The sequence below is a fragment of the Paenibacillus sp. FSL H7-0331 genome (genome assembly GCF_001956045.1).
Map to the genome: position 1 here is coordinate 298,856 of NZ_MRTH01000001.1, position 26,109 is coordinate 324,964.

The window sequence follows — 26,109 nt, forward strand, 5'->3', positions numbered from 1 at the left end:
TTCTGTTAAGAAAGTCTTCATCGTAAGCGTAAACTTTGTTTTCCGTGGGAAGCACAGGATAGGCTTTCTATTAAGAAAGCCTTCTTCAAGCATAACCTAATATAAGGCAAGCTCCCGCATAGCTTCCTTGATTTTGTCGGAGCTGAGCAAGTAAAACTTCTCCATTGGCGGATTCATCCCAACAGCCGGGACATCAGGTGCACATAATCTTCTGATGGGAGCATCCAGCTCAAACAGCATTTCTTCGGCAATAATTGCCGATACTTCAGCACCAACGCCACCCGTTTTGTTATCCTCATGGATAATCAGGACCTTACCGGTTTTGGCAGCTGCTTCAAGAACTGCCTCTTTATCCAGTGGCTGAAGCGTCCGCAGATCCAGAATATGAGCACTAATGCCTTCTTCCTTACTAAGCTCTTCTGCCGCTTGCAGTGCATAATTCACCGTGATGCCATAGGAGATCACCGTAATATCAGTTCCCTGCCGCTTTACATCCGCTTTACCGATTTCCACTACATAATCGCCTTCCGGAACCTCTCCCGTAATGCCCAGGTAGCATTTTTTATGCTCAAAATAAAGAACAGGGTCCGCATCACGAATGGCTGCTTTCAGCAGTCCCTTTGCATCGTAGGGATTAGAAGGTGCAACCATTTTTAATCCAGGAGTTCCGAAAAAAACCGATTCCGGACACTGCGAGTGATACAGAGCACCGCCTCCTGTAGCACCATACGGGGCACGAATAACAATAGGACAATTCCAGTCATTGTTGGATCGGTAACGTATGCGTGCCGCTTCGCTAATAATTTGGTTGGTTGCCGGAAATATAAAGTCAGCAAATTGCATTTCAGCAATGGGCTTCATCCCGTACATGGCAGCACCAATAGCTACACCTGTTATCGCAGATTCTGCCAAGGGCGTATCCATAACCCGCTCTTCACCAAATTTGTCACGCAGCCCTTTGGTAGCATTCAGTACGCCGCCCTTGCCAACGTCCTCGCCCAATACGAACACATTCTCGTCGCGTTCCATCTCTTCCTGCATGGCGGAACGGATGGCCTCCAAATAAGTAATAACCGCCATTACCGCACCTCCCCTTCTTCTGCATACACATGGCGCAGCGTATCCTCAGGCAAAGGAAATGGTGCCTGATCAGCATAATGCGTAGCATCGTTTATTTCCAGCTTCAGCTGCTCCAGCAGTTCTTCCTCCTGCTCATCACTCCACAGCCCGCAATCGACAAGATATTTACGATATAAAGGAATGCCATCCTTTGCCCGGTTCTCATCGACCTCTTCCTTCGAACGATACAGCATGTCATCATCGGATGTAGAGTGTGGCGATATACGATACATAACTGCCTCGATCAAAGTTGGACCTTCCCCGCGAACAGCCCGTTCACGCGCTTCCTTCATGACTCGATATACCTCAAGCGCATCATTTCCATCAACCTTAACACCTGGAAAGCCATATCCCAGTGCCCGCTCGGCAATGCTGCCGGAAATTTGCTTATGCAGCGGTACGGAAATCGCATACTGATTGTTTTCGCACATGAAGATCGCTGGCAGCTTATGAACACCGGCAAAATTGCAGCCTTCATGAAAGTCACCTTGATTGCTGGAACCTTCACCAAAGGTAGCAAAAGCGACGAAATCCTGCTTCTTCATCTTGGCAGCCAACGCAAAACCAACCGCATGAGGAACCTGCGTCGTTACAGGACTTGAGCCCGTCACAATGTTCAGCTTCTTGTGTCCAAAATGACCCGGCATTTGGCGCCCCCCACTGTTGGGGTCCTCAGCCTTGGCAAAAACGGATAACATCAATTCTCTTAAGCTCATTCCAACCGAAAGCACAAATCCATAATCACGGTAGTAAGGAAGAAAATAGTCCTTGCCCTTCTCCAAAGCAAAAGCGGCGGCAACCTGTGCAACCTCTTGTCCGATACCTGATACGTGAAATCCGATCTTGCCAGAGCGCTGCAATAAAAAGCCGCGTTCGTCAAACTTTCTTGCTCTTTGCATATATGTGTACATCTCAACTGCGCGTTCATCTGATAATCCCAGCTTGCGGTGCTTCATCAATTGTCCGATGGACATGGACGTAACCCCTCTCCACAATAAACTTAATACCAGGTACTAATACTTGGCACTATATATATTATAAACCGTTTCAATGATGAAAACAATTGTTACATGTTAATAGCTCGTCCATCAACTGCAAGCATAGCTTCGCCCAGAGCCTCGGAAAGAGTTGGATGAGGATGAATGGTTTGCCCTACCTCCCAGGCCGTAGCATTCAACAATTGAGCCAAAGCCGCCTCTGATATGTAGTCAGTAACATGAGCGCCAATCATATGTACACCCAGTATATCGTTCGTCGTCTTATCTGCGATTACTTTCACAAAACCGTCCTGCTCACCCTGCACCAAAGCTTTTCCCAATACGGAATAAGGGAATTTACCAACCTTGATCTCGTGCCCTTGCTCAACTGCTTGGGCTTCCGTCCAACCGATAGAGGCTGCCTCAGGTCTTGTATAAATACAACGAGGCACTTGATGCGCCTTTTGGTGATGGGGTTTCTGTCCGCTTGCATGCTCTACAGCCTGAATTCCTTCATGGCCAGCTACATGGGCAAGCTGAAGACCGCCAATGCAATCCCCTATCGCATAAATGTGAGCTTCTGCCGTCTGAAAATTCTCATTAACACGGATAACGCCTCCGGCAAGCTTAACATCCGTATTTTCCAAGCCAATCCCCTCGATGTTCGCCTGACGGCCTACACACACCAATACTTTATCAGCCTGAAGTGCTCTACGCTCGCCCTTACGTTCGACTTCAAGACTCGCTTGTCCTGACTCAATCTTAACCGTTTCTGCGAGTACTGCAGCGTCCGTGAATATTTGAACGCCTCTCTTTTTGAGCAGTCGCTCCATTTCCTTCGACACATCGGCATCCTCAGTAGGCAGCAGTCTTGGAGCATATTCCACAACTGTCACCTTAACACCAAAATCATTCAGCATCGAAGCCCATTCCATACCAATAACCCCGCCTCCGATAATGATCATCGATTCGGGTAGCTGCTCCATCTGCAAAGCGTCATCACTATTTAATATATGATTGCCGTCTATAGTCAGACCTGGAAGTGTACGTGGTCGGGAACCTGTTGCAATAATCAGCTTGTCCGGGACAAGCGTAATAATTTCCCCATCCGCCTGTTCAACCGAAATCGAACCGCTGCGGGGTGAGAATATAGAGGGCCCAATAATTCGACCGTTTCCATAGACAACTTGTATGTTATGTTTTTTCATTAAGTACTGAACGCCTTTATGCATTTGCTCGACAATGCCTGTTTTCCGGGATTGTACTTTAGGAAAATTGAGCTGTACAGAGGCCGCTTCGATTCCGAACCTCTCACTCTCTTGCATCGTTGCATAAACTTCCGCACTGCGCAGAAGTGCCTTGCTTGGAATGCACCCTCGATGAAGACATGTCCCTCCGAGCTTATCCCGTTCCACGACGGCGACCGTTTTTCCTAATTGAGCAGCCCGAATGGCCGCGATATATCCACCCATACCTCCCCCAAGGATAACGATATCAAAAGCTTGCGTCATGTAAAAACCTCCTAAATAGTTTTGCGGAGCAACAACTTGTTGTGCACTGCACCGCTTTAGTTGCAAATCAAAGCTCATTCGTGATCTTCCACTTCTTATGTAAGCATCTGATTGGTTTCCGAAAGAGACGACTGCGTGAGCAGTCTCTGACCTCTGATGTTTATCCTATTGTAACTCTAATAAGTGTGGAAAATATAGTACAATTTACGAAACATACATGAATTGTTGACGATAGTATGTTACCTTAAGGAATGGAATTCCACAATCCGCAAATTCGGATATAGCAAAGGAGCACATATGAAAACTACACTTTCCCGTTTTATAGCTGTATTAATGTTAGTCATTCCTGGACTTATAGCTACCTATGGCTTCTTAGCCATGAAGGATGCTTTTTTTGCACAATTTGGAGCGGCAGAGGCGAACCCTCATGTGTTATGGGGGAAGTTCACAATTGGTTTGATCATGTTTCTGGCCGGGGTTGCTTTTCTCGGGGGGTGGACTTTTTTTCGCGATCGCAAACGCAATTATGTGGCTCCACGCTTTAAGGTCAAGCGCAAGCGCCCTTAATTTATAAAAATATCACTTAAGTCGTTAACAGCACTCTTTGACGGTTCCATCTATCTACTGGTTTTATTTTTATTGCGACCCAGTAAATCGAACCACAGCAGCAGCCGATTGGCTTCAATCGACTGCGATACTGAGGAACGCCAAGCCATGATATGCAGTACCAGCATGAATACAATCAGAACAGCCTGCAGCTGCCAGGCCGATCCAAGGATCACCCAGCAGCCTATTGCAAATCCGAGCATATTGGCTCCCGTATCCCCAATCATCAGTTCGGCCCGAAGATCCGGCCCTAATAAAACATAAGCACCGATGTACACAGGCATTACATAGGGAGCTAGCTTTATTGCCATCTGTAGTAGCTCGTCTATATGAAATTGTCCACTTACAGCGTTTACAATTAACTGGCCTATCGTTCCTGCTACAGTGATCATTAGGAAGCCTTTAAGTGCGCGGCCTGGACGCACGTCCAGTAAATTGACACCATTGGTCATCAGCCCCAGCAGCAGCAAGTCAGCACCAACATGCCACCAAGAGTCGTGTGCTATGACACCGACAAACAAAAGAGACGCAATCCCGGTTACAATTGCTTTTATCAGACCTGTACTGCAAATCTGTTCCTCCTTCCAGAGCCGCCAATGCCCCTTCAGGCCCTTTACTGCCTTATCGCCTATTGCATCGTCTGCAAATCCCGCTAAGGCAACCGCGGACAACGCGGCGACATAGCTTACAAAGGGCACCTGATCAAAGCCAGGCAGCCTCTCATGCCCTCGAAACAGCACTGCCAGTCCATTCATCACTACGGCATTAACTGTTACAAGCAGCCATATGAGTATTCCGCAACCTGTAGCTATTTGCTGTCCTTTATAGTTGGGCTGCAGCATTCCATGATTCGTCATAAACATCCTGATCATTGGAAGTAAGGAGCGCCCCAGCCAGAGCAACCAAGCACACAATAACAACCCGACCATTATCAACATATGGGATACCTGTAACGTTCCCAGAGAGTTCGACCTACCGCAGAAAATTGCTTTCCACGATGAAGCCAGCTCCGCAAGTCCCGCCCACTTTCTCGATGAGAGAAGGATACTTCACATTCTTGAACATGGTACCCGAGCCTCACAGCATCAATCGTCAGGCCTACCTCCACTCCAAAGCCTTCACCAAAGCGTCCTATCTGCTTCATCACATCGCTGCGGATAGCTCTTTGACCTGACAATGGTGCTGCGGGATCGAATCCAGACAACCGGTACACACCGAACTGCGCCAGTCTCCTTACCATCCCGAAGCCGCCCGGTTTGACAGCTTTAGGCAGCTTGGCAATGACCATATCTGCCTGACCTGCCCATACAGGCTCTACAATCAAAGGAAAGCTAGCCGCTGATGAACCGAGATCCGCATCCAGAAATACAAGAATGCTACCTCTTGCCATACGGCAACCTGTGTTCAAGGCTGCTCCTTTACCGAATGAACGTGGATGCGTGACAATGATATCCGCCCAGGACACTGCTATATCGTAGGTGTCGTCGCTGCTCCCATCATTAACAACAATAATTTCCACAGCTTCTGCCCCATTGTCAATACTTGCCGAGCTTCCGCGATGGCTTGCCCATTGTTGAATTCCGGCTCGAATGGCTCGAAGCGTATCCCCGATGAGTCTCTCTTCGTTATAAGCAGGCACTATAATCGAAATCCCCTTGCAAAAGAGCTGATTCGTCACATCAACCATCCCAACAGCCTCCTCAACAAGCGCTTCCAGAGGTGTTCTTGCTCATCAGGAAACAAGCTATGGAAGCCTTTAGCATCAGTCAGCTTACTTCCGACCTTAATTCGGACGAGCATTGAGCTGCCCATACCGAGCCTTCCCTTTTTCATAAAATCAAACATATGATTGTGCGTACCGATCGCAATGATGGATTCGCAATCGTGATCATACGCCAATAGAAGCGCCATATCCTCACTCGTGCCACAGGCTGGAAGCGTGATGGCCTGAAGCCCCATAGCCAGCAGCCTGCGCATACCTGGTGCTGTCCCATCTGAATAAGCTTGCACTACGAGCTCAGCCCCGCATAGCAGTGCTGCATCCGATACGCTGTCCATATCTCCAACAATAAGATCAGGCCTAAAGCCTTGTTCAAGTATAGCATCTGCTCCACCATCCACACCGATAAGGACAGGCTGCTGCTTATGAATATAGCCGTGAAGCGCCTTCAGATCACTAATATAATGATCGCCGCGAATCACGATAAGCACTGGCCGACCTTCAAGTCTCGTTTTCATGGCTTTACAGCGCAGTGGTTTCAGAATTCGTTCCTTTTCCAAGGAAGCAAAGGCAAGCGTATTATCCATAAAAATACTCAGCTGCTCCTGCATAGTGCTTAATGCCTTGTGATAATGTAAAAACCATTTCTCTCGTGTAAATCTCTCACATGGAAGCACATGGTTATCAATGACAATACCAGCCTCAGTCAATTGAAGCTCACTGCGATCAGGGATAAACGGAAGCCACATGGGTTCTATTTGAACAATAGGTATCCCTTTGTCCAACAATAGCAGGGGCCCTCGCACGGGAACTGTTCCTGACATGACGGGACCTGCGTTCACAACTAGTCTCACATCGGCTCGAATCAAACCTTCTGCAGCCAGTTCATCCATATCCATATGATGAATCACAGCAATCATGCCGGGTTCAATATTCCGCATAAGCTGTTTCGTCCGTCTATCAACTTGGGCAATCCCCTTAATATGGCCTGTTAAAGATTCCTCTTTTCTAATTGCCATTGGCACGCACTCCGCTTCTATAGCTCTTGTTCCCTCTATTTTGGGTCAGAACGTGCCATATCATGCATGAATCCGATATTTTATAATAAAAAAGTCCAGGTATGGATATGATCTCTTCTCAGTAGACATATCTTCACCTAGACTTTTGCTTGCTATCTTATGTTGTTGCTTATACCATCTCAAAGAACAAACTATAGAAATAAACTACCTTCAAACCAATCCTTATAGGCCGTAGCTGGCAAACTATGCTGAATATAGCTGACTATCGAGGTTTTTTCCTCCGGTTTAAACTGGTACTTACAGTCCAGTCCATTAAAAAGCAGCTTGATCCCCAAAGAGGTCCCATCTTTACCGAGAATAAGCTGAATGACATAGAGCTCATCAGGCTCATCATCGAATCGGCAGCCAATGTCAATTTCAACAGACTGCTCAGACTCATTTTCGAATTCACAATAATCGAATTTCATTATTTCCTCCCACACAAATGGTTTTTATATACTAATATTTGACAAACTTCTACATCACTTGCATATTGAGCGTTCTCATAATGTCGATAATAAAATACTGTTTTAGGGGATAATACAATATCTAAATTACGCCTTATCTCTGGTTATCATATCACATGTATTGGAGGTCAAAATAATGTCAATTGCTGAAATTCTTCTTCGTTCCGTTATTTCATTTGTTGGTTTAGTATTTTGGGCACGTATTATAGGAAAAAAACTAATATCTCATTTAACTTTTTTTGATTTTGTTGCTGGAGTCACGTTCGGTTCTATTGGTGGTAACCTCATTTTCAATCCCAATGTATCACTATTTGTTGGTGTGATCGGTTTAACCATGTTTTCTATACTTGTTCTTGTTTCAGACTATATTTCTCTAAAAAGTTTTATTGGAAGAAAAATATTAGACAGTGAGCCGCAGGTCATTATCAAAGAAGGTCAAATTTTGCTGGAGAACATGAAAAGAGTCCGCCTAACTATCGATGAACTGCTCATGCTCTTAAGAAAGAAAGATGCTTTTTATATTGATGAAATCGAATTTGCCTTTATGGAAACAGATGGAACCTTATCCATCATGAAAAAAACTAATAACATGTCGATAACCCGCACAGATATGAATATTAAGAGTCAATCACGTGGAATTCCACAGGCATGTATTATTGACGGTAAAATTATTGAAGAGAATTTACAAAATATCCAGAAAGACTCAAAATGGATGAAGAAATTTTTGAAAGATAAAAATATTCAGCTTGAGCATATTTTATTGGCTCAAATCGATCAACAAGATCGTGTGTTTATTACTTTAAAAACAAGCTAAACCTCAATGCTAAATATAATCTTATCTTTGCTTAAATTTCCTAAAGCTAATTGTTTATCTAATTCTTCTTTATCAAGAACTTGGTAACCCTTATTGTTTAAAGAATCGTTTAAAGTTTCAGGTGAATGAATAACAAAATACGATCTATTAGTTTCTCTGGAAAGCTGTTTTGAGCGGTCAATCGCAAGTTCTCTATTCATCATATATCGCCATCTCCTATTATTGTTGTTTATGTCCATCTACATTCCTCTGGTTTCTTATCGAACAAAAATTCCCGAAACACCGTTGTTCTTAATTGATGTGTATCGGTTCTTTCAAGATATTCTATACGACAACATAAACACGGCTCAATCCATTGTGTTTTCTGATCCTTAACCGTATGGAGCTGCTTTGCAAGTCCAAGGAAGTGTTCTTTTTCTTCTGGTTTACATTCTAACTCTACAACACCTACAGGCTTATTTTGAACAGTTCTAAAGTTCAATCCAATAATAAGCTCAAACGGGTTGTCTTTATATCCCAGTATCATAACGTCAATCGTCTTGAAGTGCTTGATCTTTAACCAATCAGGACTTTTAGTGTCCAGATAGTATTTAGATTCCTTGCGCTTTGCCACAATTCCTTCCATATCACGATCTTTGGTCAATTTAAACAAAGCTTGCCCTTGCGCCTCAATATACATGGTGGGTGATATAACAGGCGTTGCAGAGACAATGTCAGTCAGCCGCTGCTTCCGAATCATTAGTGGCTCATTCAAATGCTCACGATCCGTATATAGAACATCAAATACTACAAATGTCGCTGGATGTGTTTTTACCGCATTAGTGATTCTTGATGAAAGGCTTAGTCGCCCTCGATAAGAGAAATCATCAAATACAGGTCTACCCTCACGCAGTACAATACCTTCGCAGTCCAGAATTGCGGAGTGTACTGTTATGGCATCAGAAGCTTCCAATAACTCTGGAAACTTATTGGTTACGATGTTTCCGTTCGGTGTGTAGGCTTCAATGCGATTGCCTTGCTTATGTATAAGTAATCTCCATCCGTCCCATTTGGGCTCGAATATGAACCTTTCATCGTTGAACGGTTCACTGCCTATGCTGACAATCATTGGCTTGATTTGTGTAAAAAGCATTGTGGATCACCTCTTACACTATTTTGATGTTTATTTCTGGTATATAAACGCCTTATTTCGTAATTAAATCCGCTGGTTAACGGAGTCATTCACTCAGGACAACCAGCGATTATTTAAATACTATGTGATGTAAGACGAGTTACAGCAAAAAAGAATTACCATGATGAGAGGGGAATAAAAAAATGGCAGTTTTCGCTTATTCAACCGGTTCTGTATTAAAAACTGCAGCTACACCAGCAGAGGTGCAGGTCACTATCAATAACCGAACTACATCGACTCAGTTATATCGTGTAATTGTCTGGGATACTTCAGTAGGTGTCAAAACACCTATCAGTGATTCAAATCAACAGACTGTTGCAGGAAATAATACAGCACGATTTTCAGTTGCTGTGGGTAATGCTACTTTGACGGCAGCAACACTGTTTGAAGTAGAAATCCGCGTGTCAGACGAGCATATGGCGCCTTTTGCCGAGTTGGTGTTTACACCGGGAGTTGCAGGTGGTGCGGTAAGAACAGATACAATCTATCCGGGCCAGTTTTTGGTCAATAATGATCCTAACGGAACCCCGTAATTCTTTAGGAACTGCCTAACTTAAGACGCTCATGTCGAAGCATTCTCTTAGCCGAGAGTGCTTTTTTATTTGTCATTAACATGACAATGAATATCCGTAGTCACGGCTTGAACCGATCCGGACAGACTTCGAGTTTCTTGTCGCAGCTTACGCAGTTGAACGGAATATGGGCTCTCGCGTCACTTGCTCTCACTGTCATGTTTTACTTTTGTAGTAGCGATAAAAATGTAGATTCAGATACGGATACGGATAGGGACGTTACAAAAACCAAAAATACACAACCCAAACGAAAAATAAGCGTCTTTCCCTGCCAAACGGACAGAGGAAACACCACCCAACGGATGCATAAGGCAAATAGCGCCGCATACGGATACTATCCGCGGAAACAGCGCTACAAATTCACTGCGTATTGTCAAATTTCGGTTACAATGGAACAAGCTGGTATTCCGATAAATTAGACTGACCGGGGAGGTGCAAAACGTACGAAGTTTATCGCAATGATTCGTAAAAGTTTATCGGAACCCCACCGCTAATGGGCGATAAACTCTCACGAACAAACGTTCTAAACAACGAGCAAACTCCGCGTCAGTCGCGCTTTCAAGATACCTTATGCTCAATTCTGAGCTTATCCGCAACCATGGCGATAAATTCCGAATTGGTTGGCTTCGATTTCGAGATATTAATCGTGTAACCGAAAAGGTGCGAGATGCTGTCGATGTTGCCACGCGTCCAAGCGACTTCAATCGCGTGACGGATAGCACGTTCTACGCGGCTTGGGGTAGTTTTGTATTTTTCGGCAATTTGTGGGTACAAGGTTTTGGTGATAGCACCCAAAATTTCTATATTGTTATAGATGATCGTAATGGCCTCCCGAAGGTACTGATAGCCTTTAATATGAGCAGGGACACCAATTTCATGAATAATGGTTGTAATGTTGGCATCAAGATTTTTACCTTTGGGAAGCTGCACAATGTTGGCTCTTGTGCTTGTTGTGTTGGAAGTGACTGAATTACTTTGGTTATTGGAGACCAGCTGCCGGATTCGGCTCGTCAATATTTCCATATCGAACGGCTTTAGTATGTAATAAGAAGCACCCAATTGAACCGCCTTTTGTGTAATGTTTTCTTGACCGAAGGCCGTCAACATGATGATCTTGGGTTGCGGATTCAAATTCATATCACGCAGCTTTTCCAGTACGCCCAGACCGTCCAGATGCGGCATGATAATATCGAGGATAAGTACATCTGGAAGCCGATTGCCTTCTTCGATCAAACGAAGAACATCATTGCCATTATAGGCTATTCCCGAAACACGCATGTCATCCTGCTCATCAATATATTCAGACAGTAAGTTAGTAAATTCTCGGTTGTCGTCAGCCAGCAATACTTCAATCGTTTGCAAAATTAGCTTCCTCCTTCAAAATGGGTAAAGATGGATGTTTAATTGTTTTCTTTAGTATACTTTCGACATGATAAATAAAATTCCTTCTGTCGAAATTTATTTTTCTGGATTTTTTTTTGTATTTATCATATAATTAATATTTTGTTTCAAGATAGCTGAACATTCGACAGGTTTAGTCAAAAAAACAAGTTCCCCCATGAGGGAGAACTTTTAAGATGCTTTCATCGTTTCATTCAAAGTCTGGCGAAGCATAATGCCTGCATCCTGCAGCATCCACTCAATAAAACATCCGTAACCACTAGTCGGATCATTAACAAATACATGAGTGACAGCACCAATCACTTTACCATTCTGAATAATAGGACTCCCGCTCATTCCTTGTACGATACCACCGGTCTTTTCCAGTAAGCGCGGGTCTGTGACTTTAATAACCATACCTTTGGTTGCCGGAAAGTCCTGCTTGGTCACGTGCATAACTTCGATATCGAACTTCTCAACCTTTTGCCCACTCACAACCGTATAAATCTGGGCTGGTCCTTCTTTTACTTCTTCTGAAAAGGCGACTGGTAAAGCTTCCTTGGAAAAGCTGTGATCAGGCAGCTCATTCATTTGACCAAAAATTCCGAATGACGTGTTTTTCTCGATGTTGCCGAGCACTTTACTTTCCTTGGAAAACTGTGCTCTTTTTTCTCCTGGCTCCCCATTTTGACTCTTGGAGATTGAGGTCACATTGGAATGAACAATTTCCCCGGTTCCTACAGCAATCGGTGTTTGTGTGTCCATATCCGTGATAACATGGCCCAATGCTCCATAAACACCTTGATCAGGTGCGTAGAAGGTCAGTGTCCCTACACCTGCCGCTGAGTCTCGAATATACAGCCCAAGTCGATATGTTTTATCCACAATATCGTAGGCTGGCTGCATACTCAGCTCAAGCTCTTCATTATTTCGCTTTACCGTCAAAATAATGGGTTTCTTGCTTTCACCAGCCTCGGATACCAGCTCAGAAACCTTGGACACGTCAGTAATCGGCTTACCATTCAGCTTGACAATCAAATCGCCCAATTGAATTCGGGCATCTTCGCCTGGTGAAATCTTCTTCTCATCTGCTATCGTCACCAAATGATGACCGACAACCAGAACACCAGCTGACTTTAACTTCACTCCGATGGTATGCCCACCTGGAATAACCTTGAGGTCAGGGACCACATTGACCTTGACGGTTTTGAGTGGAATCTTGCCAAAAAGTTTTAGCGTAAGCTCCGCTTGTCCTGCTTTGTAAGATTCCAAAGAAATGGGATGATGAAGATCCACTTGAAATGAGTGCTTGTTCGATCCATTAACTTTCACAATTTCCGGATCATTCACGCTCACCTGGGCGCTAACAGGCATCGCCAACTGAAGACTGGTCTGCTGACCAGTGAACAGTCTTAGTTCTTCTGGAAATGAGGCAAAGCTTTGGAAGGGTGTGGATAGGCTACCCAGACAAACGAAGAAGATAAGCATCAATCCGATCAATCTTTTTCTCCGGTTGGAACTCATGGTGTCACGCTCCCTTGCTTCCTGTGCACGAGCGGCAATGACTCACCGCTTAATGCGTACCCTTAAGGTATCCCCACACCATTCGTTTTATAAGTGAAAATGATCCCACACTTGGGGCTACAAACTTCCTTTCTTGACATCTGCCAGATCCAGCATTTCCTGAGCATGCTGTAAGGTCGTGCCGGTGACCTCTACCCCTCCGAGCATGCGTGCTAACTCGTGAGTACGTCCTTCAGCAGATAAATCGTCTACATGGGTAAAGGTCCGCTTACCGTCGTTGGTTTTATGAATCAGGTAATGAGCATCAGCCATACATGCTACCTGGGGAAGGTGTGTAATTGAAAACACCTGACAATCACGGGACAGCCTGGACATTTTCTCGGCAATTGCCTGAGCTGCACGTCCGCTAACTCCAGTATCGACTTCATCAAATACGAGTACCGGAATACGATCGACTCGGGCAAAAATCGATTTTAAGGCAAGCATCACTCTGGAAATCTCCCCACCTGAGGCGATTTTACTTAAGGATCGTAACGGTTCACCAGGATTGGCTGAAATCAGAAACTCCACTTCGTCCGCACCACTTGCACCGCAAGCTTCTTCATTAAATTTAATTTGAACCTTAAATTGCGTTTTTTCCATATGTAGATCACGCAGCTCGGCCACGATTTCACCAGCCAGCTTGCCCGCTACCTGCTGTCTTTTCTCAGATAAACTTTTGGCGTGCTTGCGTAAATTTTGAACAGCTTGATTTTCCTGCTTCTGCAGTTCCTGCAGCTTTTCATCCTTATTCTCAATCATATCGAGCTCATGCTGTACTTTCTTTAAATATTCAAGAATGTCAGCGATACTTTCTCCATATTTTCGTCGAAGCCCAGCCATGGTATGTAAGCGTTGTTCGATAAATTCAAGCCTTGTCGGATTGAATTCGATGTCATCACGATAATCACGGAGCTGATAAGCAGCATCTTCAAGCTGATAATAAGCATTTTGAACCTGCTCCAGAACAGATTGAAGCTTTATTGGGTCCAAAGCAGCAATATCTTCGATTTTTTGCATCACTTTACTAATCGTTGTAAGACCCGTTCCGGCTCCACTTAAAGAATCGTAAGAATCCGCAGCGTTCTGATATAACTTTTCCGCATTCGCTAGTATGCGTTTTTCTTCGAGTAATGATTCATCCTCGCCCACCTTTAATTGAGCCGAGCTGATTTCCTCAACCTGAAAACGATATAGATCCAACATTTGCAGAGACTTTTTACTGGTTGCCTCAAGCTCCTTCAAGCTTTTACGAATCCCGCTATACGTTAAATAAGCCTTCCCGTATTCGCTTTTTAATGGGCCTATCTCCGCTTCCCCAAACAAATCGAGCCAATTGATATGCTCATCCACATGGAACAGCGATTGATGCTCATGCTGACCATGAATGTTCACAAGCCAGGCACCTACGGATTTCAGTCCTGCCAGGTTAACCATTTGCCCATTAATACGGCTTGTGCTTTTACCTTGTGCTGTGATTTCACGACGTATGATTAAATGCTCTTCCGAATCGGCTTCAATACCAAGCTCCTCCAAGGTTGTCCAAACCGGATGCCCCGACTCGATATGAAATAAAGCTTCAATGGAAGATTTATCGCTGCCGTATCGAACCAAATCGGCTGAGCTTCTTCCTCCAGCTACAAGGGTTAAAGCGTCAATAATTATGGATTTACCTGCACCTGTTTCTCCGGTAAGGACATGAAACCCTTTACGAAAGTGAAGGTGTACGAATTCTATAACAGCTAAATTGCGTATTGTCATTTCAAGCAGCATCGTCAACTCTCCCTGTTAGCTAAGCATGGATAAAATCTGATTTACCACCTTGCTGCTTTGTTCTTTGCCGCGGCAAATCATCAGTATAGTATCATCGCCACAGATCGTTCCCATAATTTCCGGCCATTCCAGACTGTCAATCAACGAACCTATGGCATTGGCCGTTCCTGGAAGGCTCTTTAATACGACCAGGTTATCGGTATAATCGATATGTACAAAATGATCATTCAAGGCTCTCTTCAAACGGTGCAGAGGATTGTAGCGCTGATCGGCAGGAACCGAATATTTGTAGCGGCCATCATCCAATGGAACCTTGATTAAATGTAATTCCTTGATATCCCGTGAAATGGTTGCCTGAGTAACCGTATAACCCGCAGATTTCAATCGATCAACCAGCTCATCCTGAGTTTCAATTTCATTATTCGTAATAATTTCGCGTATTTTGATATGTCGTTGGCCTTTCATTTTATACCTCATCCTCGTTGTCTATTTGAAATCGGATACACTGTATCCTCTGCTGCTGCGGATCTACATAAAGAATGCCTGAAGTTTGCGGATACAGTAAATGGAAGACAAGCAGATGATCACGTATCGAACTTCCTGTGGCTTCCATAGGCTTACGCTCTCTGGCAACCTTTACTGTATAATACAGACCGTCCTGCTCCACGAAGTAATCAATAAACAAACGGCTGTGCAAGGGCTCCCCCTCATTAATCGTAATGTGAATGGGAATACGCTGTTTGCCGCTAATGACCTTGAATCCATTTTCCTCCAGTAACCGAGTAACTTCATCCGACGATACCGGGGTACCCTCCGGAAGTGGAAGTCCTTCCCCTTCACTTTCCATAGTGCCCTTCATTCGATTGCGAATATACAGGTATAACCAGAATCCCACGATCAAAATAATCAAAATTATAACAAAGCCATCGCCACTTTGCATCCCGTTCACCTCAATGGTAAGTATTCGAGAAGCTCGACCAATATCCTCCAAAAAAACAAAAAACTCATCCTCCAGATGAGTTTTGAAGCTTTTGAGCATCGATGACTACTTGCTGAATCCACTCGTCTTTGAGTTGTGATGATACAATTGATTGAGGACTTGCTGATTGAAAATAAGCTAGAAACTCAACGTTGCCTTCGCCGCCGCGTATCGGAGAAAAGGTAAGTCCCTGCAAATAAAATCCTGCTTCCTCCGCGAACCCCAGTACAGTTTGAAGTACTTCTGTGTGAACAGACGGATCACGTACAACCCCCGTCTTGGGAACCTTGTCGCGACCTGCCTCAAATTGCGGCTTGATCAATGCAACGACCGATCCTTGCTCAGCCAAAATGCTTTTTAACGGAGGCAGGATCAGCTTTAGGGAAATAAAGGACACATCAATCGATGCAAAAGCAGGCTGCTGTCCTTCCAAATCCTCCAGCTTCATAAAACGAAAGTTGGTTCGTTCCATTACCTTAACCTGAGGATGGCTACGCATCGACCAATCCAATTGATTATAACCCACATCCACTGCGTATACGTAAGCCGCCCCATGCTGTAGAGCACAATCCGTAAAACCTCCGGTGGAGGCTCCAATATCCAGCATGGTGATGCCGTTCAGATCAATATTGAACAGCTTTAAAGCCTTCTCCAGCTTCAATCCACCTCTACTCACATAAGGATGGATTGCACCTTTAACAAGGATTCTGGAGCTTCTGAGCACCTTAGTACCGGCCTTGTCGATGGGTTCTTCATCCACCTGAACAAGTCCGGCCATGATGGATGCCTTCGCTTTTTCCCGTGTCAGGAAAAAGCCCTGCTCCACGAGTAATATATCTAATCGTTCTTTATCTGCTGCCATGCTGAAGTTATTCCCACTTTCTGCCGAGATGATTCAAGCATGCTGCCGTTTGCGCGGCATCAACGCTTTTACCTCGGATACAAGCCGTTCTGCAGTAAGTCCTACTTCCTGACGCTGCTCTTTTACCGATCCATGCTCGACAAAATAATCGGGGACACCGAGGATTTTGATTTGCAGACCATGACGATTCTGATTCGCATAAAACTCAAGCACTCCGCTGCCGAAGCCGCCCAATGTTGTGCCTTCCTCCAAAGTAATGATAGGCAGGTTTTCCTTGGAGATCTGAAGCAGCATAGCTTCATCCATCGGCTTAATAAATCGTGCGTTAACGACCCTAAGCTGTAATCCATCCTTATTTAACTGCTCAGCAGCCTCTAAGGCGATACCGATCATAGGTCCGACAGCCAGCACTACGGCACTATCACCCGGTCTCAGCACTTCCCATGTACCAATAGGAATCGATTTTAATGGTTCATCCATAGGTACACCGAGTCCATTGGTACGCGGGTAACGAACAGCGATTGGGCCTTCATCATAATCGACTGAAGTCTTAAGCATATGCCGCAGTTCATTTTCATCCTTTGGCATCATCAGCACCATGTTAGGAATACTCCGCAGATAGGCAATATCATACACACCATGATGGGTTTCACCATCTTCTCCGACAAAGCCTGCACGGTCGATAGCAAAGATCACATTCAGATTCGCACGACAAATATCATGAACAATCTGGTCATAAGCTCTCTGTAAAAATGTGGAGTACACAGCAAACACAGGCTTCATACCCTCACTCGCAAGCCCCGCACAGAAGGTAGCTGCATGCTGCTCGGCGATTCCAACATCAACCATCCTTTTCGGAAATTGAGCTGCAAATTTCAGCAAACCAGAACCACCTGGCATCGCAGGAGTAACTGCTATAATTCTTGAGTCCTGCTCAGCCAACTCGATTAACGTATTGCCAAAAACATCCGTATACATAGGATGACCAACAGCCTTGAGCATTTTACCAGACTCTACCTTGTACGGACGTGCTCCATGCCAAGCAAAGGAATCCGCTTCAGCTGGCAAGTAGCCTTTTCCTTTTAATGTCAGCACATGAACCATAACCGGTCCTTCTACCTTCTCGGCCTGCTTAAGCGTCTCAAGCAGCAAAGGAAGATTGTGTCCGTCAACCGGTCCCAAATAAGTAAAGCCCAGTTCCTCAAATATAACTCCAGATACCAGCATATATTTCAAGCTGTCTTTCAGCTTTTCCATTGTCTTGGCCAGCGTCCCGCCAATTGCCGGGATTTTCTTCAACAAATACTCGACTTCTTCTTTGGCCTTCACATAATGCTTATCCGAACGGATTTTCCCCAAATAATTATGCATCGCACCAACATTAGGAGCAATTGACATTTCATTATCGTTCAGAATGACCATCATGTTCTTTTTCTCATGCCCGATGTGGTTCATAGCTTCAAAGGCCATTCCGCCGGTCAAGGCGCCATCTCCGATAACAGCAATGATCTTGTTGTCCTCACCTTTGAGATCACGAGCTACTGCCATGCCCATGGCTGCCGATAACGAGGTACTGCTGTGCCCGGCCTCCCAGACATCATGCTCGCTCTCCGAGCGCTTGACAAAGCCACATAGACCCTGGTACTTCCGCAGGGTATCGAACTGATTCATACGTCCGGTAAACATTTTATGCACATAGGATTGATGTCCCACGTCAAAAATAAATTTGTCTACAGGGCTATTATAAAGATAATGAAGGGCTATGGTGAGCTCGACAACTCCCAGATTGGATGAAAGATGTCCACCGGTTAACGAAAGCTTTTCAACTAAAAACTGCCTCGTTTCCTCTGCAAGCAGTTCTAATTGTTCTATCGTCAGGTGCTTCAAGTCTTGTGGTTGATTGATATGTTCTAGCAGCACGCGTGTTCCCCGCTTTCCTGTTTGGACTGTTGCGTATAACAAACACCCCAATCGCAGGAGTGAATAAGCAATCTATCCCACTAAACGTATGATTTATTATAGCATAGTTGATGATAGGTGCTCAATTGTAAGATGATACGGAAAAATGCAGCTATTGTGCGTGTTCGAATAGCTGGCTTTTTGAATAGCCTCTACAAAGATCACCTGTCTCTTTGTACAATAAAATCAGCAAGCTCCAAAAGTCTTGCTGAATACGGGAATCCAGCATTGATGATCGCCTGCTTGCCTTGTTCAACGAGCTCATTCATTTTGGCCTGTGAGGCTTCAATACCTACAAAATAAGGATAGGTAACCTTTTGCTGCTTCTCATCACTTTTAACCGGCTTTCCAAGTTTCTTCTCATCCCCGACCAGATCGAGAATATCATCCTGAATTTGAAAGGCCAGACCGATATTATAACCGAACTTCTCCAACGCTTGGAGCTGTTTCGGATTAGCACCCGCCAAATGACCCCCAGCCTTCAAAGAAAACACGATTAAATCGCTTGTCTTGTGTGTATGAATATATTCGAGTTCCTCCAAGCGAGTTAAGCCCTGTTCTCCCTGCATATCCGCTGCCTGGCCGCCAACCATCCCTGGAGCACCCGCCAGTCTGGATAAATCCTCAACGATGTCCAGCACCCGTTCAGCCGGAACCTCATAAATCCGATACGCCTGAACAACTGAATAAAATGCATGGGTAAGCAGTGCATCACCGGACAAAATAGCCATCGCTTCACCATATACTTTATGGTTCGTCAGCTTGCCGCGGCGGTAATCATCATCATCCATCGCAGGCAAATCATCATGAATCAATGAATAGGTGTGAATCATTTCAACTGCACACGCAACCGGGATTGCCGATTCCGTGCTTCCATTTAGTGCCTCTACTGCTGCAAGCATCAAAATTGGACGGAGACGTTTGCCCCCGGCCATTAGTGAATACATCATTGATTCCCTTAAGGTTTCAGGAATATTCCAGATACCCGGAATCGATTCAAGCAGTTCCGCTTCGATCAGCTCGACTTTTTGGTCAAGGTATTGCTTTATCGTCGTTTCGGTGCTCATGTTAAGCCCCACCCTTTTCGTCTGCTCCCGGATTGAATGGTTTTTTGACCAATCCGCCCTCTTGCTCCATCAAAATTTCGATCTTGTGCTCTACCTGCTCCAGCTTGCTCCCACACAATTGGGACAGCTTCATACCTTCTTGAAACAATTCAATCGCCTGCTCCAAGGGTACATCTCCACTCTCGAGAAGTGCTACGATCTGCTCCAATTTATCCATCGCCTCCTCAAAGCTAGGCGTCGTTTCCTGTTTTGACATTTTCTTTTCCCTCCATTGACCACACATGGCAATCTACTTGCCCATCCGTCAATCTAAGCTTCAGTACATCACCGATCTGCACCTGCTGGATGGATTTGATAAGCTGCTTTTGATTTTCATCATACACAAGACTGTAGCCTCGCTGCATGACTTTTAATGGACTAAGCGCATCCAGCTGACGGATAGCACTGACCAGTTCTTGGCGCTTTTGGCTTTTGGCTGTCTGAATCGCTTGCTGTAATTGACGCACGGTTGAACCCAGACGACGCTTGGCAAACAGAACCTGTTCCTTCGGATTGTACGAAGACAACAGCTTGTCCAGCTTAAGCTGACGCTCCTGCAGCTTGGTCAGACGTCTGCGCATTTTGTATGCCAGCTGTTCCTTCGTCCGGTCCAACCGTTCCATCGGCTGAACAAGCAGCTGTCTACGGGGATTCAGAAATACCGGTGACCGCCGCGCTCTGCGCAAACGTTCTCGCCCACGCTCCAACTGATTGGACAACCCACCGTTAAGCCTTTGATTATAATAGCTGAGCTGCTGCCTAAGCTCCAAATGATGAGGAACCGCCAGTTCTGCTGCCGCTGTTGGTGTTGCCGCTCTGAGATCAGCAACAAAGTCGGCAATTGTGAAATCCGTCTCATGACCTACTGCGGATATAATCGGTATCTGTGATGCATAAATCGATCGGGCTACTGCCTCTTCGTTAAATGCCCAAAGCTCCTCCAGGGAGCCTCCGCCTCTACCGACGATCATGACATCGACTTCATTTCTTGCATTCATCGTCTCGATCGCTTTCACAATAGAAGGTGCTGCCTGCGTTCCTTGCACCAGCACAGGATACAGCAGTATAGGCACATTCGGATAGCGCCGTTGAAGCGTAATCATAATATCACGGACTGCTGCCCCCGTTGGCGAAGTAATCACCCCGATCGCCTTTGGAAAACGTGGAATCGATTGTTTCCGTTCAACTGCGAACAGTCCTTCATCCGCCAGCTTTTTCTTCAGCTGTTCAAAAGCCAGATATAGACTTCCGATGCCATCAGGCTGCATTTGAGATACATAGAATTGGTATTGACCATCACGCTCATACACGGAAATATTCCCGCAGGCTAACACCTTCGTGCCTTCACGCGGGATGAATCCGAGTCTCTGGTTGCTGGAGGCAAACATGATACTTTTCAACCTGCTGTCCGCATCTTTCAATGTAAAGTACATATGACCGCTGGAGTGATGGGTAAAATTGGAAATTTCCCCGCGGACCCATACGTCCTGCAGGGTATTGTCACTTTCGAGACGCATTTTAATATATCGGTTCAGGTCTTTGATCGAAAGAACTTTTTTTTCTTTCATATGCTTATCCGTTCACTTGGGACTGTAAGGTACGCGCAGCCGCATCAAGCGTATTTCTAAGTAAAATCGTAATGGTCATCGGTCCTACACAACCCGGAACCGGAGTAATATAGCTCGCTGTATCCAATACATCATCGAAATCAACATCTCCTGCCAGCTTGCCTGTATCGAGACGATTGATACCTACATCAATAACGATAGCGCCCGGCTTCACATGATGCTTTTTGACCATCTTTGGTTTGCCTACTGCTGCAATTAAGATATCCGCCTGGCGTGTGATTTCTTCCATATTGGCTGTTTTGGAATGGCATATAGTTACCGTTGCATGCTCTCTGAGCATTAATATAGCCATCGGCTTGCCTACAATATTGCTTCTTCCAATAACCACTGCATGTTTACCCGCGATATCAACGCCAATATGCTTCAATATGGCAATAACACCCGCAGGCGTACAAGGAGCCGGACCTTCCTTGCCAATCATTAAGTTACCGACATTGACTGGGTGGAAACAATCTGCATCCTTTTCAACCGCTATCGCTTCAACGATTTTATCCTCGGAAATATGTTTAGGAAGGGGAGATTGCACCAGAATGCCATGAATACGCGGATTGTGATTCAACTGCTCGATTAGTGCCAACACATCAGCCTCCGACGTGCTGCCCGCAAGCTTATGAACCTCGGAGTAGATCCCTGCTTCTTCACAAGCTTTGGCTTTATTACGTACATAAACCTGAGAAGCGGGGTCTTCGCCCACGATAATAACAGCCAGTCCGGGCTGTACACCCTTGGCTGTCAAATTGGCGACTTCCTCTTTAATTTGCGCACGGTAAGTGCTGACGATTTCTTTTCCGTTAATGACTTGTGCGGACATGATTTGTCCCCTTTCCTGAATGTTTATTAACGTTTGCTTTTGATTTCATCCAGTTCCTTGATCATTTTGCCGAGCACGCCATTTACGAACTTGCCGGACTCCTCCGTACCAAAATGCTTGGACAATTCAATCGCTTCATTGACAACAACCTTGGGCGGAACATCATCACGGTATAGCATCTCATAAGAAGCCAATCGTAAGATTTCGCGGTCTACACGGGAAAGCCTGTCCATCTTCCAGCCCTTTAAATAGTCTTTAAGCAGCTCATCAATGCTCTCCTTGTGGGCAAGCGTCCCATCCACAAGCTCCTTGATTTCCTCTTCAGCAATGATATCCTTCGTTTTGATCAATTCAGACTCATCATCGTTTTGTGCTTCTTCTACAACATGAGTGATCGCCTCTATCACGCTCACCGTGTTCATTTCAACCTGATACAGGCTTTGGAGCGCTAGCTCTCTTGCCAATCTTCTTCTCATCCGGTTTAATTCCTTTCTAAAGGCTTCCTGAGGGAAGCTCGCTTCATAAACAGCAACTTCGTAACATCAAACAAAAAAATCCTTGGCAAGAACCAGGGATTTCATCTAAACAATCTCCATTTGTCCATGATCCAGCGCCACGTCGTTTCAACGGGAATGGCGGGCTCACCCCGCTCTACACGATTCCCTATATGATAACAAGTATATACGATTAGGGCGAAAATTAACATATCCCACAATCCGCAAATTAAATAGATGAGTCCCAATAGTACGCCACCGACTGACCCCAGGGTTTTCCCGCGATGACGTTCCCACAGCAGTTCCCACAGCCCATTCCACATGGAAGAACCCACCTCTACTCTACCCGACTTTTAAATGTAGGTGTTGATTGTTGAATATTGGCGATAAATACGGTAACAACTGCAACCGGAATTCCCGTTATTTCCTCGATATGCTTTTTAACCCCTGCTTGCATCTCTTCGGTTAACTGCGGAATTGAGGTTTCCCCGTCTACGATCGCCCTGATGATAATTTCCAGACCCGCGGGACTTACCTTCACCCGAGCCTTTAAATCCTTCACACCGCGTGTACGCTGTGCTGCCTTCAAAGATAGATTTTCGACCGTTTCCATTGAGATTCGAATATCTCCAAACTCGGTCCGTTGATCTATGGACGGCACTACCGCACTGCTTCGCGGCAGAGATACTATCAGTAAACGAATACTGATCAGCATAATCACGACTGTCAAGGATATAAAGGTTAATGCCGTATGCAAATCAAAGTACACGTCACGGGCAAAATTAACAGCTTTATCGAAAGGAATCCAACCCAAAGCACACAATAACACCGAGCAGCCTACGATCAGAACAACGACGCTGAGAACGAAGAGAAGCAGTCTATCTATCACTTTTACCACAAAACCGGACTCCTTCCGAATGAGAGCAAACCCCCTTACAGCTTGAAGGGGGTTTTCAAAATCGTTTTTTTCACCATTTCAAAACTACATTACTTGACTCGATGTGGAACAACTTCTGTCTCTTCCACTTTCTCAACAGTTTTAAAAATAACATCATGAATGTGTACATTAACTTCCTTAACACTCAGACCTGTCATGGATTCGATAGCGTTCTTGACATTGAGCTGAACACCTGAGGCTACTTCTGGGATACGTGTACCGAATTCGATAACGATGGATACATCAACCGCTGCTTCACGCTGTCCGACCTCAACCTTAACGCCTTTAGATAAATTTTTGCGACCTAGCAGTTCGGCAATCCCGCCTGCAAAGCCACCACTCATTCCTGCAACACCCGGAACTTCAATCGTAGCCATACCAGCTATGATCTCGATAACTTCCGGAGCTATCTGGATCGTACCCATTTCTGTTTTTTCGTAATCCGCAGCAATCATTGTCATGATTTGGGGGCCTCCTAATTTTATAATCCGATTCCTAAGCGTCTATTTCTTCGATCTCTCTATATGTATGCGCGAAGTTAGCAAACTTGTCTTAACCCATACTATATCATCATCATATAGCCATGACAAATAAAAGCTTTACGATTCAGGGTCATTCACGTCATGATCTTCAAGAAATTTGATGTCAAAATCCCCGGAAATAAATTTGTGGTGCTCCAGCAGCTTCAAATGAAAAGGGATCGTCGAGTGAATGCCTTCAACCGCAAATTCGGACAACGCACGCTTCATGCGCTGAATCGCTTCATCACGGTCTCTCCCCCACACAATCAGCTTGGCAATCATCGAATCATAGTGCGGTGAAATCGTATATCCCGGATATGCAGCGCTGTCTACCCTGACTCCAAACCCTCCAGGTGGCAAATAAAATTGAATTTGTCCAGCGGAAGGCATGAAATTACGAGTGGAATCCTCAGCATTAATACGGCATTCAATCGCCCAGCCTTCGATTCTAACCTCATCTTGTGTGAAGGATAACGGGTCCCCTTCAGCAATCCGGATCATCTCTTTAATAATATCTATACGGGTGATCATCTCTGTTACCGGATGCTCTACCTGAATACGCGTATTCATTTCCATAAAATAAAACTGGCCATCGGCTCCCAAAAGAAATTCTAGTGTCCCGGCTCCTGAATAATTAACAGCCTTGGCAGCACGAACGGCAGCTTCACCCATCCGTACACGCACTTCTTCAGTCAAAATTGGACAAGGCGCTTCCTCAACGAGCTTTTGGCGTCTGCGCTGAACCGAGCAATCCCGTTCACCCAAATGGACGACATTGCCATGCTTGTCTGCCAGTATTTGAATTTCGACGTGCTTCATTCCTGTCAAATACTTTTCCAGATAAACGCCAGCGTTTCCGAAAGCTTTTTGAGCTTCCTGCTGGGCATTGGTAATCTGACTAATCAGCATCTCTTCATCGTCGGCAATACGAATTCCCTTGCCTCCACCGCCTGCTGTTGCTTTAATGATGACCGGATATCCAATTTCCTTGGCGATCCTGACTGCATCATCCAAATCCTCAACAAGACCGTCAGAGCCAGGAATAATCGGAACATCCGCCTGCTTCATCGTAAGCTTGGCTACTGCTTTATCACCCATTCGATTGATCGCATCTGGCGAGGGACCGATAAAGGTAATGTTACAGCTCTCACAAATCTCGGCAAAATCGGCGTTTTCAGCCAAAAATCCATAACCCGGATGAATCGCATCGGTTTCAGTCAAGGTTGCTACACTCATAATATTGGTCAGATTCAGATAACTGTCCTTGGATAAAGTGGGGCCGATGCAATAAGCCTCGTCTGCGAGCCGGACATGCAGCGATTCACGATCCGCTTCCGAATATACGGCAACTGTGGATATACCCAACTCATGACAAGCGCGAATAATCCGTACGGCAATTTCGCCGCGGTTGGCAATTAAAATTTTTTGAAACTTCATTCCGATCTCCTCCTACAAGTTTTCCGAAGGAAAACTGACTTCATATGCGTAACCTTAAGTTTTCCGAAGAAAACTGACTTCGCACTTCGTTACTCGGGTTTTACAAGGAACAAGGGTTGGCCGTATTCTACCAATTGGCCGTTCTCTACCAGTATCTCCACAATTTCACCTTTGATTTCTGCTTCGATCTCATTCATCAGCTTCATCGCTTCAATGATGCAGACAACGGACTTCTCTTTAACCTGGCTGCCTTTATTCACAAAATCAGCAGCACCTGGTGATGATGCCGCATAGAACGTGCCGACCATAGGTGAAACAATTTTATGTAAGTTCGCGTTCGCCGCAGGTGCTATCACACCCTCCACCACTGGGTTATGACTTTCCGCCGGGGCATGGATTACCGTTTGTGGTAAGGATTGTTGAGGTGCTAAATGTTGAAATGAGTGCTGCGTTGGTGATGATGCAAATACAACAGATTCTGTTTTGGTAGGTTTGCGAATCAGCAAACGAGAGCCTTCATTTTCAATTTCCAATTCCTGCAGGGAACTTTGATCGATTAATTTAATTAATTCTTTAATTTCGCTAAGTTTAAACACTAGATTCACTCCTTCAACGATGGTGAAACAATAACGTTGCTATTATAC

At 45.1% G+C, this 26,109-nt stretch carries 29 protein-coding genes; 3 read left to right on the forward strand and 26 right to left on the reverse strand.

What is annotated here, in order from left to right:
• Positions 1-96: 96 nt before the first annotated feature.
• The 3 genes from BK127_RS01435 to lpdA all read right to left on the reverse strand — a co-directional run bounded on the left by BK127_RS01435 (position 97) and on the right by lpdA (position 3,607).
• Positions 97-1,080, reverse strand: a complete 984-nt coding sequence (locus tag BK127_RS01435; RefSeq protein WP_076227815.1) for an alpha-ketoacid dehydrogenase subunit beta — start codon at positions 1,078-1,080, stop codon at positions 97-99.
• Positions 1,080-2,093, reverse strand: coding sequence for a thiamine pyrophosphate-dependent dehydrogenase E1 component subunit alpha (locus BK127_RS01440; RefSeq protein ID WP_076227817.1), 1,014 nt, complete (start codon positions 2,091-2,093; stop codon positions 1,080-1,082). Before BK127_RS01440 ends, BK127_RS01435 begins: the two co-directional genes overlap by 1 nt.
• Positions 2,094-2,185: 92 nt before the next feature.
• Positions 2,186-3,607 carry a dihydrolipoyl dehydrogenase gene (lpdA, locus tag BK127_RS01445; protein WP_076227819.1) on the reverse strand — a complete coding sequence of 474 codons (1,422 nt, stop codon included), beginning with the start codon at positions 3,605-3,607 and terminating at the stop codon, positions 2,186-2,188.
• Between the two features lie 297 nt (positions 3,608-3,904).
• Between lpdA and BK127_RS01450 the strand changes: the two genes are divergently transcribed.
• The gene (locus tag BK127_RS01450; RefSeq protein WP_076227821.1) at positions 3,905-4,174 is read left to right on the forward strand and encodes a DUF2627 domain-containing protein; all 270 of its coding nucleotides are present in this window, start codon (positions 3,905-3,907) and stop codon (positions 4,172-4,174) included.
• A 50-nt stretch (positions 4,175-4,224) separates the two neighbouring features.
• Here BK127_RS01450 and BK127_RS01455 read toward each other — a convergent pair whose 3' ends face one another.
• From BK127_RS01455 to BK127_RS01470, 4 genes are all read right to left on the reverse strand, one after another.
• Positions 4,225-5,085 carry a hypothetical protein gene (locus BK127_RS01455; protein WP_179097346.1) on the reverse strand — a complete coding sequence of 287 codons (861 nt, stop codon included), beginning with the start codon at positions 5,083-5,085 and terminating at the stop codon, positions 4,225-4,227.
• 59 nt (positions 5,086-5,144) lie between these two features.
• Positions 5,145-5,900, reverse strand: coding sequence for a glycosyltransferase family 2 protein (locus BK127_RS01460; protein ID WP_076227826.1), 756 nt, complete (start codon positions 5,898-5,900; stop codon positions 5,145-5,147).
• Complete coding sequence (gene steA, locus BK127_RS01465; protein WP_076227828.1) at positions 5,888-6,952, reverse strand: putative cytokinetic ring protein SteA; 1,065 nt, start codon at positions 6,950-6,952, stop codon at positions 5,888-5,890. Before steA ends, BK127_RS01460 begins: the two co-directional genes overlap by 13 nt.
• A 191-nt stretch (positions 6,953-7,143) precedes the next feature.
• Positions 7,144-7,419 carry a hypothetical protein gene (locus BK127_RS01470; protein WP_076227830.1) on the reverse strand — a complete coding sequence of 92 codons (276 nt, stop codon included), beginning with the start codon at positions 7,417-7,419 and terminating at the stop codon, positions 7,144-7,146.
• A 175-nt stretch (positions 7,420-7,594) separates the two neighbouring features.
• Here BK127_RS01470 and BK127_RS01475 point away from each other — a divergent pair, with 175 nt between their 5' ends.
• A complete protein-coding gene (locus BK127_RS01475; RefSeq protein WP_076227832.1) occupies positions 7,595-8,272 on the forward strand; it encodes a DUF421 domain-containing protein in 678 nt (225 codons plus the stop codon).
• Here the strand turns inward: BK127_RS01475 and BK127_RS01480 are convergent.
• Both BK127_RS01480 and BK127_RS01485 read right to left on the reverse strand, forming a co-directional pair.
• Complete coding sequence (locus BK127_RS01480; RefSeq protein ID WP_076227834.1) at positions 8,269-8,475, reverse strand: hypothetical protein; 207 nt, start codon at positions 8,473-8,475, stop codon at positions 8,269-8,271. The genes BK127_RS01475 and BK127_RS01480 overlap by 4 nt on opposite strands.
• A gap of 26 nt (positions 8,476-8,501) precedes the next feature.
• A complete protein-coding gene (locus BK127_RS01485) occupies positions 8,502-9,404 on the reverse strand; it encodes an ATP-dependent DNA ligase (RefSeq protein WP_076227836.1) in 903 nt (300 codons plus the stop codon).
• 182 nt (positions 9,405-9,586) lie between these two features.
• Here BK127_RS01485 and BK127_RS01490 point away from each other — a divergent pair, with 182 nt between their 5' ends.
• The gene (locus BK127_RS01490) at positions 9,587-9,976 is read left to right on the forward strand and encodes a hypothetical protein (protein WP_076227838.1); all 390 of its coding nucleotides are present in this window, start codon (positions 9,587-9,589) and stop codon (positions 9,974-9,976) included.
• 597 nt (positions 9,977-10,573) lie between these two features.
• Here the strand turns inward: BK127_RS01490 and spo0A are convergent.
• The 17 genes from spo0A to accB form a co-directional block, all read right to left on the reverse strand.
• The gene (spo0A, locus tag BK127_RS01495) at positions 10,574-11,377 is read right to left on the reverse strand and encodes a sporulation transcription factor Spo0A (RefSeq protein WP_076227841.1); all 804 of its coding nucleotides are present in this window, start codon (positions 11,375-11,377) and stop codon (positions 10,574-10,576) included.
• Positions 11,378-11,587: 210 nt separating this feature from the next.
• Positions 11,588-12,919 (reverse strand): SpoIVB peptidase, encoded by a 1,332-nt coding sequence (gene spoIVB, locus BK127_RS01500; protein ID WP_076227843.1) that lies wholly within the window; start codon positions 12,917-12,919, stop codon positions 11,588-11,590.
• A 117-nt stretch (positions 12,920-13,036) separates the two neighbouring features.
• Entirely contained in the window at positions 13,037-14,731 is a 1,695-nt protein-coding gene (gene recN / locus BK127_RS01505; RefSeq protein ID WP_076227845.1) for a DNA repair protein RecN, read from the reverse strand.
• 15 nt (positions 14,732-14,746) lie between these two features.
• Positions 14,747-15,196 carry a transcriptional regulator AhrC/ArgR gene (gene ahrC / locus BK127_RS01510; protein WP_076227847.1) on the reverse strand — a complete coding sequence of 150 codons (450 nt, stop codon included), beginning with the start codon at positions 15,194-15,196 and terminating at the stop codon, positions 14,747-14,749.
• 1 nt (position 15,197) lies between these two features.
• Positions 15,198-15,671 carry a hypothetical protein gene (locus tag BK127_RS01515; RefSeq protein WP_076228368.1) on the reverse strand — a complete coding sequence of 158 codons (474 nt, stop codon included), beginning with the start codon at positions 15,669-15,671 and terminating at the stop codon, positions 15,198-15,200.
• Between the two features lie 64 nt (positions 15,672-15,735).
• Positions 15,736-16,572, reverse strand: a complete 837-nt coding sequence (locus BK127_RS01520) for a TlyA family RNA methyltransferase (RefSeq protein WP_076227850.1) — start codon at positions 16,570-16,572, stop codon at positions 15,736-15,738.
• A gap of 33 nt (positions 16,573-16,605) precedes the next feature.
• A complete protein-coding gene (gene dxs / locus BK127_RS01525; RefSeq protein ID WP_076227852.1) occupies positions 16,606-18,492 on the reverse strand; it encodes a 1-deoxy-D-xylulose-5-phosphate synthase in 1,887 nt (628 codons plus the stop codon).
• Between the two features lie 200 nt (positions 18,493-18,692).
• Positions 18,693-19,598 (reverse strand): polyprenyl synthetase family protein, encoded by a 906-nt coding sequence (locus BK127_RS01530; protein ID WP_076227855.1) that lies wholly within the window; start codon positions 19,596-19,598, stop codon positions 18,693-18,695.
• A 1-nt stretch (position 19,599) separates the two neighbouring features.
• Positions 19,600-19,854, reverse strand: coding sequence for an exodeoxyribonuclease VII small subunit (gene xseB, locus BK127_RS01535; protein WP_076227857.1), 255 nt, complete (start codon positions 19,852-19,854; stop codon positions 19,600-19,602).
• Positions 19,829-21,205, reverse strand: coding sequence for an exodeoxyribonuclease VII large subunit (gene xseA / locus BK127_RS01540; RefSeq protein WP_076227859.1), 1,377 nt, complete (start codon positions 21,203-21,205; stop codon positions 19,829-19,831). Before xseA ends, xseB begins: the two co-directional genes overlap by 26 nt.
• Positions 21,206-21,209: 4 nt before the next feature.
• Positions 21,210-22,076: a bifunctional methylenetetrahydrofolate dehydrogenase/methenyltetrahydrofolate cyclohydrolase FolD gene (gene folD / locus BK127_RS01545; RefSeq protein WP_076227861.1), complete on the reverse strand. Its 867-nt coding sequence runs from the start codon at positions 22,074-22,076 to the stop codon at positions 21,210-21,212.
• 26 nt (positions 22,077-22,102) lie between these two features.
• Complete coding sequence (nusB, locus tag BK127_RS01550; protein WP_076227864.1) at positions 22,103-22,552, reverse strand: transcription antitermination factor NusB; 450 nt, start codon at positions 22,550-22,552, stop codon at positions 22,103-22,105.
• Between the two features lie 101 nt (positions 22,553-22,653).
• Positions 22,654-22,893, reverse strand: a complete 240-nt coding sequence (locus BK127_RS01555) for a DUF2273 domain-containing protein (protein WP_076227867.1) — start codon at positions 22,891-22,893, stop codon at positions 22,654-22,656.
• A gap of 14 nt (positions 22,894-22,907) precedes the next feature.
• Entirely contained in the window at positions 22,908-23,468 is a 561-nt protein-coding gene (amaP, locus tag BK127_RS01560; RefSeq protein WP_076227869.1) for an alkaline shock response membrane anchor protein AmaP, read from the reverse strand.
• Between the two features lie 89 nt (positions 23,469-23,557).
• The gene (locus BK127_RS01565; protein ID WP_076227871.1) at positions 23,558-23,968 is read right to left on the reverse strand and encodes an Asp23/Gls24 family envelope stress response protein; all 411 of its coding nucleotides are present in this window, start codon (positions 23,966-23,968) and stop codon (positions 23,558-23,560) included.
• A gap of 138 nt (positions 23,969-24,106) precedes the next feature.
• Positions 24,107-25,465, reverse strand: a complete 1,359-nt coding sequence (gene accC, locus BK127_RS01570; protein WP_076227873.1) for an acetyl-CoA carboxylase biotin carboxylase subunit — start codon at positions 25,463-25,465, stop codon at positions 24,107-24,109.
• An 89-nt stretch (positions 25,466-25,554) separates the two neighbouring features.
• Positions 25,555-26,061, reverse strand: coding sequence for an acetyl-CoA carboxylase biotin carboxyl carrier protein (gene accB, locus BK127_RS01575; protein ID WP_076227875.1), 507 nt, complete (start codon positions 26,059-26,061; stop codon positions 25,555-25,557).
• Positions 26,062-26,109 lie beyond the last annotated feature (48 nt).

Coding starts and splice junctions, on each gene's coding strand:
- BK127_RS01565 (WP_076227871.1), bottom strand. CDS start 23,968: ATGACAATGATTGCTGCGGATTACGAAAAAACAGAAATGGGTACGATC.
- BK127_RS01455 (WP_179097346.1), bottom strand. CDS start 5,085: ATGATCAGGATGTTTATGACGAATCATGGAATGCTGCAGCCCAACTAT.
- nusB (WP_076227864.1), bottom strand. CDS start 22,552: ATGAGAAGAAGATTGGCAAGAGAGCTAGCGCTCCAAAGCCTGTATCAG.
- BK127_RS01475 (WP_076227832.1), top strand. CDS start 7,595: ATGTCAATTGCTGAAATTCTTCTTCGTTCCGTTATTTCATTTGTTGGT.
- spoIVB (WP_076227843.1), bottom strand. CDS start 12,919: ATGAGTTCCAACCGGAGAAAAAGATTGATCGGATTGATGCTTATCTTC.
- BK127_RS01470 (WP_076227830.1), bottom strand. CDS start 7,419: ATGAAATTCGATTATTGTGAATTCGAAAATGAGTCTGAGCAGTCTGTT.
- ahrC (WP_076227847.1), bottom strand. CDS start 15,196: ATGAAAGGCCAACGACATATCAAAATACGCGAAATTATTACGAATAAT.
- BK127_RS01555 (WP_076227867.1), bottom strand. CDS start 22,893: ATGTGGAATGGGCTGTGGGAACTGCTGTGGGAACGTCATCGCGGGAAA.
- accC (WP_076227873.1), bottom strand. CDS start 25,465: ATGAAGTTTCAAAAAATTTTAATTGCCAACCGCGGCGAAATTGCCGTA.
- BK127_RS01485 (WP_076227836.1), bottom strand. CDS start 9,404: ATGCTTTTTACACAAATCAAGCCAATGATTGTCAGCATAGGCAGTGAA.
- BK127_RS01515 (WP_076228368.1), bottom strand. CDS start 15,671: ATGCAAAGTGGCGATGGCTTTGTTATAATTTTGATTATTTTGATCGTG.
- BK127_RS01460 (WP_076227826.1), bottom strand. CDS start 5,900: ATGGTTGATGTGACGAATCAGCTCTTTTGCAAGGGGATTTCGATTATA.
- BK127_RS01530 (WP_076227855.1), bottom strand. CDS start 19,598: ATGAGCACCGAAACGACGATAAAGCAATACCTTGACCAAAAAGTCGAG.
- xseA (WP_076227859.1), bottom strand. CDS start 21,205: ATGAAAGAAAAAAAAGTTCTTTCGATCAAAGACCTGAACCGATATATT.
- BK127_RS01490 (WP_076227838.1), top strand. CDS start 9,587: ATGGCAGTTTTCGCTTATTCAACCGGTTCTGTATTAAAAACTGCAGCT.
- xseB (WP_076227857.1), bottom strand. CDS start 19,854: ATGTCAAAACAGGAAACGACGCCTAGCTTTGAGGAGGCGATGGATAAA.
- BK127_RS01440 (WP_076227817.1), bottom strand. CDS start 2,093: ATGTCCATCGGACAATTGATGAAGCACCGCAAGCTGGGATTATCAGAT.
- BK127_RS01450 (WP_076227821.1), top strand. CDS start 3,905: ATGAAAACTACACTTTCCCGTTTTATAGCTGTATTAATGTTAGTCATT.
- BK127_RS01480 (WP_076227834.1), bottom strand. CDS start 8,475: ATGATGAATAGAGAACTTGCGATTGACCGCTCAAAACAGCTTTCCAGA.
- BK127_RS01520 (WP_076227850.1), bottom strand. CDS start 16,572: ATGGCAGCAGATAAAGAACGATTAGATATATTACTCGTGGAGCAGGGC.
- BK127_RS01435 (WP_076227815.1), bottom strand. CDS start 1,080: ATGGCGGTTATTACTTATTTGGAGGCCATCCGTTCCGCCATGCAGGAA.
- lpdA (WP_076227819.1), bottom strand. CDS start 3,607: ATGACGCAAGCTTTTGATATCGTTATCCTTGGGGGAGGTATGGGTGGA.
- folD (WP_076227861.1), bottom strand. CDS start 22,076: ATGTCCGCACAAGTCATTAACGGAAAAGAAATCGTCAGCACTTACCGT.
- steA (WP_076227828.1), bottom strand. CDS start 6,952: ATGGCAATTAGAAAAGAGGAATCTTTAACAGGCCATATTAAGGGGATT.
- recN (WP_076227845.1), bottom strand. CDS start 14,731: ATGCTGCTTGAAATGACAATACGCAATTTAGCTGTTATAGAATTCGTA.